The sequence below is a fragment of the Pseudonocardia broussonetiae genome (assembly GCF_013155125.1).
Taxonomy (GTDB): domain Bacteria; phylum Actinomycetota; class Actinomycetes; order Mycobacteriales; family Pseudonocardiaceae; genus Pseudonocardia; species Pseudonocardia broussonetiae.
In genome coordinates this window covers 3,492,210-3,507,153 of sequence record NZ_CP053564.1, presented here as the reverse complement: position 1 = coordinate 3,507,153, position 14,944 = coordinate 3,492,210, and the positions used below count along the sequence as shown (strand labels likewise).

The window sequence follows — 14,944 nt, the reverse complement described above, 5'->3', positions numbered from 1 at the left end:
CGCTAGTGTCTCGGGGTGCGGAAAGCGCTCCACAGGAGCGCCACGGCCTCGCGCGCCGCCCCCGGCCGCACGACCGGCAGCACCCCGACCGCACCCGTCAGCCCCGTCCACCAGCGCACGGAGCCGTCGGGGCGCACCGTGCCCAGTGCCGGGGTGCCGCAGCGGCGCACCGCGGCCGGCACCGAGGCGGGCAGCTCCGGGTCGCGGCAGGAGCGCACCGTGACGGGCACGCGGAGCAGCTCGGGCAGCTCGCGCGCGATCTCCGAGCAGCTGGGGCAGGACACGTCGTAGACCGCGACGACCGACACCGTCTTCACGCGCCCAGCATGATCCCCGCCAGCGCGCCCACCACGGTCAGGGCCAGCAGCGGCCGCACCCGGGCCTGTGTGCGCTCCCACACCGCGGTCCAGCCGCCGTCGTCGCTCCAGGCGTTGGAGAGCAGGGGCATCGCCAGCCGGCCCGCCGCGAACCCGGCCGCCACGGCGAACGCCGCCGGGAACGGCACCACCAGCACGACGGCCAGCAGGACCAGGTGCGGCAGCGCCGACGGCGAGTACGTCCGCATCCCGGTGCCCATCTCGAACCCGAACTGCAGCGCGCCCCACTCGCGCAGGTGCTGCACGTCCTCGGGCACGAGCCGCGCGTTCTCCGGCACCCGGAACGCCACCAGGCCGCACTCGCGCGCCAGCACCGCGAGCGCCGCCGCGCCGAGCAGGGCCCAGCGGACGGGCGCGGGCACGAGCGCCTGGGGCACCGCCCCCACGACGCCCGCGACGAACGCCACGAGCACCGCGCCGAGGAGCAGGCCGGCACCGAAGTACCGCACGACCGGGGATCCGCGCCAGACCGACGCGCTCAGCAGGAACGCCGAGTTGTGGCTTCAAGTGCTGCCGGAGTTGGCGAACCCGGCGCCCGCGCCGGCCACCGCGGCGAGCAGCAGCGGTGCGGGCAGCCACGCGCCGAGCCCGGCCAGCACGAGCAGCGCCACCGCGGTGGTGGCGGGGTGCAGGGCGTGGCGGGTCACCGCGCCGGGACCGGGGCCCAGCGCCCGGCCGGGAAGCGCGCGCCGATGCCGGACAGCAGGCCGCCGCCCTCGTCGTCGCCGCGGCCGGGATCGCTCTGCGTGTCGTCGTCACCGCGGCCGGGGTCGCTCTGCCCGTCGTCGCCGCCGGTGCGCTCGGGGGTCTCGGCCGGCGGGTCGGGCTCCGGGGTGTTCGCGGGCGAGCCGGCCGGCACGGGGCAGGCGGCGATGGTGATGCCGCGGTAGTCGGTGCCGTCGGCGTAGACGACCGTCGTCGTCGCGTCCGAGCAGCGGTAGCCGTTCCACCGCCAGGCGTTGCGGCCGTGGCAGCTCTGGGTGACGCGCGTGGACTCGTAGGAGTCGGGGCCGTCGGTGTAGCTGCCCTCGCGGTGGTATCCGTTGGAGCAGGGGAAGCCGCCGCGGCGCCAGCCGCCGTAGCAGACCGCCGTGCCGGTGGAGGGCCAGTTGTCGGCCTCCTCGCGGTAGCTCTCGGGCTTGCAGCCCAGGTGCTCGGCCTTGTCGTCGCCCTCGGTCGACTGCGCCGCGGCCTCGCGCCGCACCAGGAACCAGTCCAGCGGCACGAGCGCGGCGGCGGCCGCGGCGATCACGAGCCCGCGCAGCACCGTGCGCCGGCTCGGGCGCACGGCCCGGATGCGCGCGACGACGGCGCTGGGCACCGCGCCGGCGGGCGGCTGGGACGCCGTGGGGATCTCGTCGAGGCGCGTCATGCGCGGGCCACCTCGTGCTCCGCGACCAGGTCGAGCAGCAGGGCCCGGACGTCGGTGTCGGCGTAGACGAAGCGGCGGCGGACGACGACGCCGCGGGCGTCGAGGGCGAGCACGGTCGGCGAGTAGCCCTCGAACAGCGCGCCGCGGACCTCGGGGTCGACGACGAGCTCGGCCAGCGACTCGGCGAAGTCGGCGCGGTCGGCCACCGCGGCGAACCGGACGCCCGGGCGGCTGACCTCGCCGAGGAGGGCGTAGACGTCGTGGCACTGCGCGCAGTCGGCGTCGAGGACGGCCACCAGCGCGCCGCTCTCCCCCTCGCGGGGGCGCACCGCGGCGGGCGCCGGGCGTCCGACGAGCGGGGCGTAGCCCGACAGCTCGGCCGCGCGGCCGGTCTCCAGGGCGCGCACCCGCGCGTACACGGCGACGAGCGCGACGAGCGCGAACAGGGCGACGAGCAGCGCGATCAGCGCCACGGCGAGCGTGAGGGTCATGTGTCCGTTCCCGTCAGGTCCAGCGTCCGGACAGTGCGCCGAGCGCGTCGACGATCTGGTCCTCGGCCATCGTGGTGGGCGCGCGGCCGGACTCCGGGCCGAGCAGCACCAGGTCCATCGCGACGCTGTCGCCGGCGAGGACGTAGCGCCAGCTGTGCGGGCCGCCCGCGGTCAGCGCGGCGGCGCGGGCGTCCATCTCGCGCCCGGCGCGCCACAGCTCGCCGCCGGGCAGGGCGAGCCCGGCCCACTCCGGCAGGCTCGGCAGGACGTCGACGGAGCGGCGGACGATCAGCGTGGCCGACTCGCTGTGCCCGATCAGCGCGACGTCGGGCTGCGACACCAGCAGCGGCGCCGCCGGCGTCAGCGCCGCGCCGCGCGGGCCGTCGTCGTAGCGGAAGGAGGTGAGCATCGTGCTGACGCCCATGAGGTCGGGCGCGGGCCCGCCGAACCAGGTGGTGGCCTCGTGGTGCGGGCCGGCGAGGACGAGCGCGGAGTCGGAGCGGTCGCGCGCCTCGTAGACGACGGCGTCGTAGCCGCGCATCGGCTGCACGCGCTCGGTCGCGCCCGGCATCACGTGCGTCGGGATCGCGCGGTGCTGCCCGAGCGGCGCCAGGAAGAACTGCCGCGACATGTACGGCCCGGCGAACCGGGTGCTGCCGTACCACCGGAAGTCACCGAACGCGTCCGGCACCTCCAGCTCCACCGGCGCGCCGGAGGGGGCGACCAGCGACACCGCCCGGGTGGTGGCAGCCACCATCGTCGACCTCCGCGTCCGTTCCGGGACGCCGTGCGGGTCCCACGTCGTCCAACGACCGGGTGACGGTCGCGTGACGCCGCCACGCGGGTCGCGAGCTGAGCCGATCGGGTGGTCGCGGGGGTAGCGTGGCCGGGGCCCGCACCGCCCGCGCGAAAGGTCCCCGATGACCGAACCGACGCCCTCGCAGGAGCCGATCGACGCCGAGATCGTCGCGTCCGAGGAGGTCCCACCGGTCGAGGCGCCCCGTCCCGACTACGACGAGCACGGCGTCCCGAGCTTCGACTACGTCCGTGACCGGATCGAGGGTCGTCACGCCGTGTCACAGGGGGCGTCCGAGCTGGCCGACGCCACCCCGGAGGGCCGCAGCGTCGAGGAGCAGTTCACCGAGCGTGAGCGGGCGGCGAAGGCGCGGCTCGAGGAGATCCGGCGCTCGATGGGCTGACGGCGGCCGCTCTCCCGCGGCCCCCACCCCGGAATTGCAGGAAGGCCACCTTGTGGACGTTTATCGTCCACAGGGTGGCCTTCCTGCAACTCGGGCCCGTGGTTACTGCTGCGCGCGCGAGTCCCCGCGCTTGAAGATCTTGCTGCCCAGCCACACCAGCGGGTCGTACTTCCGGTCGACGACGCGCTCCTTGAGCGGGATCAGCGCGTTGTCGGTGATCTTGATGTGCTCGGGGCAGACCTCGGTGCAGCACTTGGTGATGTTGCAGTACCCGAGGCCGTGCTCCTCCTGGGCCGCCTTCTGGCGGTCGGCGGAGTCGAGCGGGTGCATGTCGAGCTCCGCGATCCGCATGAGGTAGCGCGGGCCGGCGAAGTTCTCCTTGTTCTCCTCGTGGTCGCGGACCACGTGGCAGGTGTTCTGGCACAGGTAGCACTCGATGCACTTGCGGAACTCCTGGCTCCGCTCGACGTCGACCTGCGCCATCCGGTACTCGCCCGGCTCGACACCCTCCGGCGGCGCGAACGACGGGATCTCGCGCGCCTTCGTGTAGTTGAACGACACGTCGGTGACGAGGTCCCGGATCACCGGGAACGTCCGCAGCGGCGTGACCGTGATGACCTCGTCCTCGGCGAACGTGCTCATCCGGGTCATGCAGGCCAGGCGCGGGCGCCCGTTGATCTCGACGCTGCACGAGCCGCACTTGCCGGCCTTGCAGTTCCAGCGCACGGCCATGTCCTGGGCCTGGGTCGCCTGCAGGCGGTGGATGATGTCGAGGACGACCTCGCCCTCGTTCACCTCCACCGGGTAGTCGACGAGCTCGCCCTTCTCGTCGTCGCCGCGCCAGACGCGGAAGTGCTGGTCGTGGGTCATGCCTTCTCCCCCTTGTCGGCCGCCGAACCCGCGCGGTGACCGCCCAGCTCCTCGCCGGTGTAGTACTTCTTCAGCTCGTCGAGCTCGAACAGGTCGAACAGCTCGGGCCGCATCGGGACCTGCTCCTTGCGGACAAGGTCGACGTTGTCCTCGCCGAGCGCGGACAGCACCAGCAGCACGTGCCGCCAGTCGGAGTCCATGACCGGGTAGTCGTCGCGGGTGTGCCCGCCGCGGCTCTCCTGGCGCTCGAGCGCCGCCTTCGCGACGCAGAGCGACACGAGCAGCATGTTGCGCAGGTCCAGTGCGAGGTGCCAGCCCGGGTTGAAGATCCGCTCGCCCTCGACGCTGACGGTGCGGGTGCGGACGGCGATGTCCTGCAGCGCCTTGAGCGCCAGCTCCATCTCGTCTTCCTTGCGGATGATGCCGACGAGGTCGTTCATCGTCTTCTGCAGCTCCTGGTGCACGACGAACGGGTTCTCCCCGCCCTCCGTGGCGCTGGAGAACGGCAGCAGCGCGCGCTTCTCGGCCTCGACGACGTCGTCGACGAGGACGGCGGGACGCGTGCCGCCGAGCGCGTCGACGTACTCCGACGCCCCGGCGCCGGCACGGCGGCCGAAGACCAGCAGGTCGGACAGCGAGTTGCCGCCCAGCCGGTTGGAGCCGTGCATGCCGCCCGAGCACTCACCGGCCGAGAACAGGCCCGGCACGACCGACATCGCGGTGTCGGGGTCGACCTCGACGCCACCCATCACGTAGTGGCAGGTGGGCCCGACCTCCATCGGCTCCTTGGTGATGTCGACGTCGGCCAGCTCCTTGAACTGGTGGTACATCGACGGGAGCCGCTTCTGGATCTCCTCGGGCGACAGGCGCGAGGCGATGTCGAGGAACACGCCGCCGTGGGGCGACCCGCGGCCGGCCTTGACCTCGGAGTTGATCGCGCGCGCGACCTCGTCACGGGGCAGCAGCTCCGGGGGGCGCCGGTTGTTGTCGGCGTCGGTGTACCAGCGGTCGCCCTCCTCGGGCGTCGTGGCGTACTGGTCCTTGAACACGTCCGGCACGTAGTCGAACATGAACCGCTTGCCCTCGGAGTTCTTGAGGATGCCGCCGTCGCCGCGCACCGACTCCGTGACCAGGATCCCCTTCACCGACGGCGGCCAGACCATGCCCGTCGGGTGGAACTGCAGGAACTCCATGTTGATCAGCGTGGCGCCCGCGCGCAGGGCGAGCGCGTGGCCGTCGCCGGTGTACTCCCAGGAGTTCGACGTGACCTGGTAGCTCTTGCCGACACCGCCGGTGGCCAGCACGACGGCCGGGGCGTCGAAGCGGACGAACTGCCCCGTCGACCGGTAGTAGGCGAACGCGCCCGCGATGCGGCCGTCGGCCTTGAACAGCTCGGTGATGGTGCACTCGTGGAAGACCCGGATGTTGGACTCGTAGTCGCCGGTGGCGATGTAGTCCTCCTGCTGCAGCGACACGATCTTCTGCTGCAGGGTGCGGATCATCTCCAGGCCCGTGCGGTCGCCGACGTGCGCGAGCCGCGGGTAGGTGTGCCCGCCGAAGTTGCGCTGGCTGATCTTGCCGTCCTTGGTGCGGTCGAACAGCGCACCGTAGGTCTCGAGCTCCCAGACGCGGTCGGGCGCCTCCTTGGCGTGGAGCTCGGCCATCCGCCAGTTGTTGAGGAACTTCCCGCCGCGCATGGTGTCGCGGTAGTGGACCATCCAGTTGTCGTTGCTGTTGACGTTGCCCATGGCGGCCGCACAGCCGCCCTCGGCCATCACGGTGTGGGCCTTGCCGAACAGCGACTTGGAGATGATCGCGGTGCGCTTGCCCCGGGCGCGGGCCTCGATGGCCGCGCGCAGCCCGGCGCCGCCGGCGCCGATCACGACGACGTCGTACTCGTGCCGCTCGATCTGGGTCTCGGTCCGGTCGTTCTCGTTCGAGGTCATGTCAGATCACCCCACGATCCGAAGGTCGGAGATCCACCCGGCCGCGACGGCCATGATGTAGAAGTCCGTGAAGGCCAAGGTCCCCAGTGTGAGCCACGCGAGCTGCATGTGCTTGGCGTTGAGCCGCGAGACGAACTGCCAGCTCTTGTAGCGCATCGGGTGCTTGGAGAAGTTGTTGATGCGGCCGCCGACGATGCTGCGGCAGGAGTGGCACGAGATCGTGTACGCCCACAGGGCGACGACGTTGACCAGCAGGATGATGTTGCCCAGACCGATGCCGGTCGTGAACGACAGGACCATGTCGTAGGTGTTGATCACCGAGATGATCGCGGCGGCGTAGAAGAAGTACCGGTGCAGGTTCTGCCCGAGCAGCGGGAAGCGCGTCTCGCCGGTGTACTTCTTGTGCGGCTCGGCCACCGCGCACGCGGGCGGCGACAGCCAGAAGGCCCGGTAGTAGGCCTTGCGGTAGTAGTAGCAGGTGAGCCGGAACAGCAGCAGGAACGGCAGCGTCAGCGACGCGTAGGGCAGCCACCAGACGTCGGGCAGGAACTGGCCGAAGTGCGCCGACTCCGGGACGCAGCCCACCGAGACGCAGGGCGAGTAGAACGGTGTCAGGTACTCGTACTCGCCCACCCAGTAGTTGTCCTGCTGGAAGGCGCGCACGGTCGCGTAGACGACCCAGGCGGTGAGCCCGGCGAAGTTGAGCAGTGGTGGCAGCCACCACCGGTCGGTGCGCAGCGTCCTGGCCGAGATCTGAGCCCGGCCCGTGGACGCGTCTGTGGTGGATGACACGTCAGTGGGTCCTCAATCTTCCGCGGTCGAATCTGGGCGGAGCGTACGACGTAACGCCTGCCACTTCAGTGACGGGTCGGGAACAAAGAGCGTGGTCGAGACAGGCGTCACAGTCGGCGCGACGGGCCCGGGCACGACGAGTGGCCCGGCCCCCGTGGGGGCCGGGCCGTCGTCGGCGGCGGGTCAGGCCGAGTGGCGCCTCCCGGTCGTGGCGGTGAGGTAGTCGCGGTTCAGCTGGGAGATCACGTCGAGCGGGATCTCCTTTGGGCACGAGACGGTGCACGCGCCGGTGTTGGTGCAGCCGCCGAAGCCCTCGGCGTCGTGCTGCTCGACCATCCGCACCACGCGCGCGTCGCGCTCGGGCTGGCCCTGGGGCAGCTCACCGAGGTGGGTGATCTTCGCGCCGAGGAACAGCGACGCCGAGCCGTTGGGGCACGCCGCGACGCACGCGCCGCAGCCGATGCAGGCCGCCGCGGAGAACGCGCGCTCCGCGTTGGGCTTGGGCACCGGGGTGGCGTGGGCGTCCGGGGCGGCACCGGTCGGGGCGCTGATGTAACCGCCCGCGGCGATGATCCGGTCGAACGACGTGCGGTCGACGACCAGGTCCTTGACGACGGGGAACGCCGACGCGCGCCACGGCTCGACGTAGATCGTCTCGCCGTCGCGGAAGTGCCGCAGGTGCAGCTGGCAGGCCGTGGTGGCCTTCTCCGGGCCGTGCGGGTCGCCGTTGATGACCATCGCGCACGAGCCGCAGATGCCCTCGCGGCAGTCGTGGTCGAACGCCACCGGCTCGTCGCCGGACAGGATCAGCTTCTCGTTGAGGACGTCGAGGAGCTCCAGGAACGACATGTCCTCGTCGGCGTCGTCGACCTGGTAGCCGACCATGCGGCCCTTCTCCTCGGCCGAGGCCTGGCGCCAGATCTTCAGGGTCAACTTCACTTGTAGCTCCGCTGGCTCGGGGTGACGTAGTCGAAGGTCAGGTCCTCCTTGTGCAGGACCGGGGCCTCGCCGACACCGGTGAACTCCCACGCCGCGGCGTAGGAGAAGTGCTCGTCGTCGCGCTCGGCCTCGCCGTCCTCGGTCTGGCTCTCGGCGCGGAAGTGGCCGCCGCAGGACTCGGCGCGGTGCAGCGCGTCGAGGCACATGAGCTCGCCCAGCTCGAGGAAGTCGGCCACGCGGCCGGCCTTCTCCAGCGACTGGTTCAGCGTCGCCGCCGCGCCCGGGACCTTGACCGTGCGCCAGAACTCGCGGCGCAGCTCGGCGATGAGGTCGAGCGCCTTGCGCAGGCCGTCCTCGGTGCGCTCCATGCCGCAGTAGTCCCACATGATGTGGCCCAGCTCGCGGTGGAAGGAGTCGACGGTGCGCGTGCCGTCGATCGAGAGGAGCTTCTCGATGCGGCCGGTGACCTCGTCGCGCGCCTCCACCACCTCGGGCGCGTCCGGGGAGACCGGCTGCAGGTGGCTCTTGGCCAGGTAGTCGCCGATCGTGTTCGGCAGCACGAAGTAGCCGTCGGCCAGGCCCTGCATCAGCGCGGACGCGCCGAGCCGGTTGGCGCCGTGGTCGGAGAAGTTGGCCTCACCGACCACGAACATGCCGGGGATCGTGCTCTGCAGGTCGTAGTCGACCCACAGCCCGCCCATCGTGTAGTGCACGGCGGGGAAGATGCGCATCGGGACCTCGTAGGGGTCCTCGCCGGTGATGCGCTGGTACATCTGGAACAGGTTCCCGTACTTCGCGGCGATGGCCGGGCGCCCGAGGCGGTCGATGGCGTCGGCGAAGTCCAGGTAGACGCCCAGGCCCGTCGGGCCGACGCCGCGCCCCGCGTCGCACACGTTCTTGGCGGCGCGGCTGGCGATGTCGCGGGGCACCAGGTTGCCGAAGCTCGGGTACTGGCGCTCGAGGAAGTAGTCGCGCTCGTCCTCGGGGATGTCCTGCGGCGGGCGGGCGTCGCCCATCTCCTTGGGCACCCAGATGCGGCCGTCGTTGCGCAGCGACTCGCTCATCAGCGTCAGCTTCGACTGGTGGTCGCCGCTGACCGGGATGCACGTCGGGTGGATCTGCGTGAAGCACGGGTTGGCGAACAGCGCGCCCTTGCGGTGCGCCCGCCAGCTCGCCGTGACGTTGCAGCCCTTGGCGTTCGTCGAGAGGTAGAAGACGTTGCCGTAGCCGCCGCTGGCCAGCACCACGGCGTCGGCGAGGTGGGTCTCGACCTCGCCGGTCACCATGTCGCGGGCGATGATGCCGCGCGCCCGGCCGTCGACGACGACGAGCTCGAGCATCTCGTGGCGGGAGTACATCGTGACGCCGCCGGCGTCGATCTGGCGCTCCAGGGCCTGGTAGGCGCCCAGCAGCAGCTGCTGGCCGGTCTGGCCCTTCGCGTAGAAGGTGCGCGAGACCTGCACGCCGCCGAAGGAGCGGTTGTCGAGCAGGCCGCCGTACTCGCGGGCGAACGGGACGCCCTGCGCGACGCACTGGTCGATGATCTGCACGCTGATCTCGGCCAGGCGGTGCACGTTCGACTCGCGGGCGCGGAAGTCGCCGCCCTTGACGGTGTCGTAGAACAGCCGCTGCACGGAGTCGCCGTCGTTGCGGTAGTTCTTCGCGGCGTTGATCCCGCCCTGCGCGGCGATCGAGTGGGCGCGGCGCGGGCTGTCCTGGTAGCAGAAGCTCGACACCTGGTAGCCGGCCTCGGCGAGCGTCGCCGCCGCCGAGCCGCCGGCCAGGCCGGTGCCCACCACGATGATCTTCATCTTGCGCTTGTTGGCCGGGTTGACCAGCTTGACGCCGAAGCGGCGGCGCTCCCACCGGGTCTCGATGGGGCCGTCCGGGGCGGCGGTGTCGACGATCGGGTCGCCGATCTGGAAGTCCGAGTACATGTCTAACCCACCCATCCGAAGGTGACGGAGATCGGGACGGCGAGGAAGCCGACGGCGAGGCCGATCGCGACGACGTTCGCCGTGGCGCGGACCGCCCTGCGGTTGCGCTCGCTCGTGCGCCCCAGCGACTGCAGCGCGCTCCAGAGGCCGTGGCGCAGGTGGAGGGCGACCGCGACGACGGCGAGGACGTAGAACAGCGTCACGTACCAGCGCTGCGGCGCGAAGTCGGCCACGACGTTGGCGTACACCTCGCCGTACTGCCCGTTCGGGTTCAGCGTGCCCGTGGTCAGGTCGAGGATGTGGTAGACGATGAACAGCGCGATGATCACGCCGCCCCAGCGCATCGTGCGGGCGGCGTAGGAGCCCTCCACGCGGCTGCGGTGCGCGTACTTGACCGGCCGGGCCTTCGCGGCACGGCGGGCGAGCATCGTGGCGGCGACGATGTGTCCGATCACGGCGGCCAGCAGGACGACGCGGACGATCCACAGCACCGTCTGCGCGGGCACCGCGGGCTCGCCGACGACCCGGAGCCACTCCGCGTAGAGGTCGATCGACTCGGCCCCCAGGAAGATCTTCAGGTTGCCGACCATGTGCGCGACGAGGTAGAGGAACATGATCGCGCCGGAGACGGCCATCACGTACTTGAGCTGCACGGACGACGGCCGCGGAGCACGACGGGGCGGCGCGCCCACATCACCGCGCTGAGCCAGGGACACCATGCAGCAAGGGTGACTACCGGAGCAGGGGGTCGTCCAATGCATCGAACCCGCGCCGTCCATGCCCGTTCGCTATGCGTGTCGCTGCCGCCCTGCTCAGCGGGACGGCCGCGGCCGTCGACGTGGGCCGGTTCACTCGGGCGGAGGAGCGCCCGCCGCTCCCCCGCCGCGGCATGAGCGGCACAGGTTCGATGCTCCTACGCTATGGCCCGTGACGTTGACGCAGCTCGCGTACCTGGTGGCGCTGGCCGACTCCCGCAGCTTCACGCGCGCCGCCGACGCCGTGGGGGTCGCGCAGCCGACGCTGTCGCGGCAGCTGCGCGTGCTGGAGGACGAGTTCGGGGCGGCGCTGGTGGAGCGGGGCGGGCGCGAGGGCGTCACGCTCACCCCGGCCGGTGAGGTGGTGCTGCCGCTGGCCCGGCGGATGCTGGCCGACGCCGACCGCGCCCGCACCGGCGTCGCGGAGCTGATCGGGCTGCGCAGCGGGCGCGTGCGCGTCGGCGGCACCCCGTCGCTGTGCATCGGCGTGCTGGCCGACGTGCTGCGGGTGTTCCACGAGCAGCACCCCGACGTGCGGCTGGAGCTGGTGGAGAGCGGGTCGCAGCCCCTGGTGCGCTCGCTGGTGCGCGGGGAGCTCGACGTCGCGCTGGTGATCGTGCCGACCGCCGGCATCGACACCGCGCTGCACACCACGCCGGTGCTGCGCGAGCGGCTGTCGGTGGCCTCCCCCGCCTCCGACCGCGCGCCGACCACCCGGGCGTCGCTGACGATCCACGAGCTCGCCCGCCGCCCGCTCATCGTGCCGCGGCAGGGCTACGACGTGCGGGAGGCGACGCTGCAGGCCTACGCCGACGCCGGCGAGACCCCGCGGTTCGCCGTCGAGGGCGGGGAGATGGACGCGGTGCTGCGCCTGGTCGAGGCCGGGACGGGCGTCGCGGTGGTGCCCGACCTCGTGTTCGCCGGGCGCCCGCGGCTGCGCCGCACCGTCCTCACGCCCGCGCTGTACCGCACGGTCGCACTGGCCCGCCGCGCCGACCTCGCCCCGACCCACGCGATGCAGGCCTTCCGCGACACCCTCCTGTCCTTCCTCGCCGACCTGTCGGCCGGCGACAACCTGCCCGGCGACGTGCAGGTGCTGCGCCGCCCCGATCCGCTCCCGGGCTGATTGACTGGCCGCATGGCCGACGTGCACTTCTACTTCGATCCCGTGTGCCCCTTCGCGTGGATGACCAGCAAGTGGGTGCGGCAGGTGCAGGCGGCGCGCGACTACACCGTCGACTGGCGGTTCATCTCGCTGCGGCTGCTCAACGCCCACATCGACTACGACGCCCACTTCCCGCCGGAGTACGAGGCCGGGCACACCGCGGGCCTGCGCCTGCTGCGCCTGGCCGCCGCCACGCGGCAGGCGCACGGGCGCGAGGCGGTCGACGGGCTGTACGCCGCGCTCGGCGCCGAGGTCTTCGACCGCGCCCCGGTGCCCGACGCCCCCGCCGACCACGGCCGCCGCGGTACCGCGGACTTCGTGGCCCCGGTGCTCGCCGGGCTCGGTCTGCCCGCCGACCTCGCCGACGCCCTCGACGACGACTCCCACGACGCGGTGATCCAGGCCGAGACCGACGAGGCGCTGGCGCTCACCGGCAAGGACGTCGGCACGCCGATCCTGCACTTCGAGCCGCCGCAGGGCGTGGCGTTCTTCGGGCCGGTGATCAGCCGCCTGCCCGCGCCCGACGAGGCCGCGGAGCTGTGGGACCACGTCATCGCGCTCGCCCGCTTCCCCGGGTTCGCCGAGCTCAAGCGGAGCCTGCGCGAGCTCCCCCGTCTGCGCGCGCTCGGGGTGGCCGACGACGAGGTCGGGGTGGAGCAGGACTGGCACGCGGGGAGCAGGCGGCAGAAGCGCTAGTGCCCTGCTGCGCCGGGGCGCGGGCCTCGGTCCGCCGGCTCGCACACAGGGTGCGGGGGTCGCACACAGGTCCGGGCCTGTGTGCGGGCACCCGGGCCTGTGTGCGAGCTGCGCTCTACAGGTCGGGGCCGTCGAGCTCGTCGATCTCGGCCCCGTGGGCGGCGAGTGCCTCCCGCACGACGCGGTAGGCGATGCCGCCGCCGTAGCCCTTGCGGGCGAGCATGCCGACCAGCCGGTTGGCCGCCTTCTTCCGCTGCTCCGGGGTGTCGGCGGGGACCGTGCGGAGCTTGCGGTCGACGAGCTCGCGGGCGCGCAGCTCCTCCGACGCCGGGTCGACCTCCTCCAGCGCCTCCCCCGCCACCTCGTCGTCGACGCCCTTGCGGCGCAGCTCCATCGCGATCGCGCGTCGCGAGAGGCCGCGGTAGGTGTGGCGGGAGCGCACGTACTGCCCCGCGAACGCGGCGTCGTCGATGAGGCCGACCTCGTCGAAACGGCTCAGCACCGACTCGGACGCCTCGTCGGGCACGCCCCGCTGCTTCAGCGCCTGGGCCAGCTCGTGCCGGGTACGGGCGCGGTCGGTGAGCAGCCGCAGGCAGATCTCCCGGGCCGCGACCAGCGGGTCGGCGTCGGGGTCGATCTGCCGGGGGCCCCAGCCGCGCCGGGGCTTCTCGCTCCCGGCCCTGCGGTCGTCCGGCGCCTCCTCGGGCGGGGACCCTGGAGGGCCGTCGCTGGTGACGGACGTGTCGGGGCTGGATGGGGTGTCGGGGCTGGATGAGGTGCCGGCGCTCCGCCGGGTGCGGGTTGCCGCAGCGTCGCGCCGGGTCCGGCGCTCGGTGGACCGTGCCTCCCCGGCCCGCCCACCCCCACCGGAGCGCGCCTGCCGGACGCGCCCCTCGCCGAAGCGCGCCGTGCGGGTGGGCGCAGTGGCTCCGGCACCCTCAGCCGCGTCCAGCTCGGCCAGCGGTGCGGCCGGCGGGGCGGCGGCCACCGCGTCGAGACGGGCGACCGCTGACGCCGTCGCGTCGCCGACCGGGGCATGGTCGGCGTCGGCCTCGGCCCCGCCGTCGAGCCCCTCGAACCCCGCCACCGCCGCGGCGGGGCCGTCGGCGCCGATCCGGTCGAGCCGGGCCTCGGCGGCCGGCGCGGACTCCGCACCGGCCTCACCGAACCGCGCGACCCGACCCACGATCAGAAGTCGACGGGAGCGGGGAGGGCGGCGTCGGCGTCGACGACGGCCCCGATGCCGAGCTTCTCCTTGATGCGCTTCTCGATCTCGTTGGCGACGTCGGGGTTCTCGCGCAGGAACTTGCGGGCGTTCTCCTTGCCCTGGCCGAGCTGGTCGCCCTCGTAGGTGTACCAGGCACCCGACTTGCGGACGAGGCCCTGCTCGACGCCCACGTCGACCAGCGAGCCCTCGCGGCTGATGCCGACGCCGTAGAGGATGTCGAACTCCGCCTGCTTGAACGGCGGGGCGACCTTGTTCTTCACGACCTTGACGCGGGTGCGGTTGCCGACCATGTCGGAGCCGTCCTTGAGCGTCTCGATGCGGCGGATGTCGAGGCGCACGGAGGCGTAGAACTTGAGCGCCTTGCCACCGGTGGTGGTCTCCGGCGAGCCGAACATGACGCCGATCTTCTCGCGCAGCTGGTTGATGAAGATCATCGTGGTGCCGGAGTTGCTGAGCGCACCGGTGATCTTGCGCAGCGCCTGGCTCATGAGCCGGGCCTGCAGGCCGACGTGGCTGTCGCCCATCTCGCCCTCGATCTCCGCGCGCGGGACGAGCGCGGCCACCGAGTCGACGACGATCAGGTCGAGCGCGCCGGAGCGGATCAGCATGTCGGCGATCTCGAGCGCCTGCTCCCCCGTGTCGGGCTGGGAGACGAGCAGGTTGTCGGTGTCGACGCCCAGCGCCTTCGCGTACTCCGGGTCGAGCGCGTGCTCGGCGTCGATGAAGGCCGCGATGCCGCCCGCGGCCTGGGCGTTGGCCACCGCGTGCAGCGCGACCGTGGTCTTGCCGCTGGACTCGGGGCCGTAGATCTCCACGACGCGGCCGCGGGGCAGGCCGCCCACGCCGAGCGCGACGTCGAGCGCGATGGAGCCCGTGGGGATGATCCCCACCGGCGGGCGGGTGTCGTCGCCGAGGCGCATCACCGAGCCCTTGCCGTGGTTCTTCTCGATCTGGGCGAGGGCGAGTTCGAGCGCCTTCTCGCGGTCGGGTGCTGCGGTCATCGCCGGCTCCACATCGTGCTCGTGTCGGACTGGAAGGTCGTTGTCGACGGTAGGGGCGACCACCGACATTCTGCGGGCGAGGTCCGAACCTGTGGACGGCCACCGCGCCATGTGGACAACACGATAGCGAACACTTGTTCGATCGTGACCCCGACACGCCGGACGGCTAGGATCCC

Annotated in this window: 17 protein-coding genes; 3 read left to right on the top strand and 14 right to left on the bottom strand. The window is 72.4% G+C overall.

Annotated elements, in window-relative coordinates:
* Positions 1–2: 2 nt before the first annotated feature.
* Genes HOP40_RS17315 through HOP40_RS17290 form a run of 6 tightly spaced genes read right to left on the bottom strand, consistent with a single transcriptional unit; the run spans position 3 to position 2,997 of the window.
* A complete protein-coding gene (locus HOP40_RS17315; RefSeq protein ID WP_172159864.1) occupies positions 3–317 on the bottom strand; it encodes a hypothetical protein in 315 nt (104 codons plus the stop codon).
* On the bottom strand, positions 314–826 hold the full coding sequence (locus tag HOP40_RS17310; RefSeq protein WP_172159862.1) for a hypothetical protein: 513 nt from the start codon (positions 824–826) through the stop codon (positions 314–316). Before HOP40_RS17310 ends, HOP40_RS17315 begins: the two co-directional genes overlap by 4 nt.
* A 54-nt stretch (positions 827–880) precedes the next feature.
* Positions 881–1,024, bottom strand: a complete 144-nt coding sequence (locus tag HOP40_RS17305; RefSeq protein WP_172159860.1) for a hypothetical protein — start codon at positions 1,022–1,024, stop codon at positions 881–883.
* Positions 1,021–1,749: a hypothetical protein gene (locus HOP40_RS17300; RefSeq protein ID WP_172159858.1), complete on the bottom strand. Its 729-nt coding sequence runs from the start codon at positions 1,747–1,749 to the stop codon at positions 1,021–1,023. The genes HOP40_RS17305 and HOP40_RS17300 overlap by 4 nt, the downstream gene beginning before the upstream one ends.
* The gene (locus HOP40_RS17295) at positions 1,746–2,240 is read right to left on the bottom strand and encodes a hypothetical protein (protein ID WP_172159856.1); all 495 of its coding nucleotides are present in this window, start codon (positions 2,238–2,240) and stop codon (positions 1,746–1,748) included. The genes HOP40_RS17300 and HOP40_RS17295 overlap by 4 nt, the downstream gene beginning before the upstream one ends.
* A 13-nt stretch (positions 2,241–2,253) precedes the next feature.
* Complete coding sequence (locus HOP40_RS17290; protein ID WP_172159854.1) at positions 2,254–2,997, bottom strand: hypothetical protein; 744 nt, start codon at positions 2,995–2,997, stop codon at positions 2,254–2,256.
* Positions 2,998–3,160: 163 nt separating this feature from the next.
* Here HOP40_RS17290 and HOP40_RS17285 point away from each other — a divergent pair, with 163 nt between their 5' ends.
* Positions 3,161–3,439: a PspA domain-containing protein gene (locus HOP40_RS17285; RefSeq protein ID WP_172159852.1), complete on the top strand. Its 279-nt coding sequence runs from the start codon at positions 3,161–3,163 to the stop codon at positions 3,437–3,439.
* A 102-nt stretch (positions 3,440–3,541) separates the two neighbouring features.
* On the opposite strand, the gene HOP40_RS17280 is transcribed toward HOP40_RS17285, so the two are convergent.
* The 6 genes from HOP40_RS17280 to HOP40_RS17255 all read right to left on the bottom strand — a co-directional run bounded on the left by HOP40_RS17280 (position 3,542) and on the right by HOP40_RS17255 (position 10,642).
* Positions 3,542–4,309 (bottom strand): succinate dehydrogenase/fumarate reductase iron-sulfur subunit, encoded by a 768-nt coding sequence (locus tag HOP40_RS17280; RefSeq protein WP_172159850.1) that lies wholly within the window; start codon positions 4,307–4,309, stop codon positions 3,542–3,544.
* A complete protein-coding gene (locus HOP40_RS17275) occupies positions 4,306–6,255 on the bottom strand; it encodes a fumarate reductase/succinate dehydrogenase flavoprotein subunit (RefSeq protein ID WP_172159848.1) in 1,950 nt (649 codons plus the stop codon). Before HOP40_RS17275 ends, HOP40_RS17280 begins: the two co-directional genes overlap by 4 nt.
* A gap of 6 nt (positions 6,256–6,261) precedes the next feature.
* Positions 6,262–7,047, bottom strand: coding sequence for a hypothetical protein (locus HOP40_RS17270; protein ID WP_172159846.1), 786 nt, complete (start codon positions 7,045–7,047; stop codon positions 6,262–6,264).
* A gap of 183 nt (positions 7,048–7,230) precedes the next feature.
* On the bottom strand, positions 7,231–7,986 hold the full coding sequence (locus HOP40_RS17265) for a succinate dehydrogenase/fumarate reductase iron-sulfur subunit (protein ID WP_172159844.1): 756 nt from the start codon (positions 7,984–7,986) through the stop codon (positions 7,231–7,233).
* Complete coding sequence (locus HOP40_RS17260; protein ID WP_205347218.1) at positions 7,983–9,923, bottom strand: fumarate reductase/succinate dehydrogenase flavoprotein subunit; 1,941 nt, start codon at positions 9,921–9,923, stop codon at positions 7,983–7,985. The genes HOP40_RS17265 and HOP40_RS17260 overlap by 4 nt, the downstream gene beginning before the upstream one ends.
* A 2-nt stretch (positions 9,924–9,925) precedes the next feature.
* On the bottom strand, positions 9,926–10,642 hold the full coding sequence (locus HOP40_RS17255; protein WP_172159840.1) for a succinate dehydrogenase cytochrome b subunit: 717 nt from the start codon (positions 10,640–10,642) through the stop codon (positions 9,926–9,928).
* 208 nt (positions 10,643–10,850) lie between these two features.
* Here HOP40_RS17255 and HOP40_RS17250 point away from each other — a divergent pair, with 208 nt between their 5' ends.
* Complete coding sequence (locus tag HOP40_RS17250) at positions 10,851–11,804, top strand: LysR family transcriptional regulator (protein WP_172159838.1); 954 nt, start codon at positions 10,851–10,853, stop codon at positions 11,802–11,804.
* 12 nt (positions 11,805–11,816) lie between these two features.
* Positions 11,817–12,539: a DsbA family protein gene (locus HOP40_RS17245; RefSeq protein WP_172159836.1), complete on the top strand. Its 723-nt coding sequence runs from the start codon at positions 11,817–11,819 to the stop codon at positions 12,537–12,539.
* Positions 12,540–12,654: 115 nt separating this feature from the next.
* Here the strand turns inward: HOP40_RS17245 and HOP40_RS36610 are convergent, their stop codons facing one another.
* The gene (locus HOP40_RS36610; protein WP_338053069.1) at positions 12,655–13,725 is read right to left on the bottom strand and encodes a regulatory protein RecX; all 1,071 of its coding nucleotides are present in this window, start codon (positions 13,723–13,725) and stop codon (positions 12,655–12,657) included.
* A gap of 2 nt (positions 13,726–13,727) precedes the next feature.
* On the bottom strand, positions 13,728–14,768 hold the full coding sequence (recA, locus tag HOP40_RS17235; RefSeq protein ID WP_172159834.1) for a recombinase RecA: 1,041 nt from the start codon (positions 14,766–14,768) through the stop codon (positions 13,728–13,730).
* Positions 14,769–14,944 lie beyond the last annotated feature (176 nt).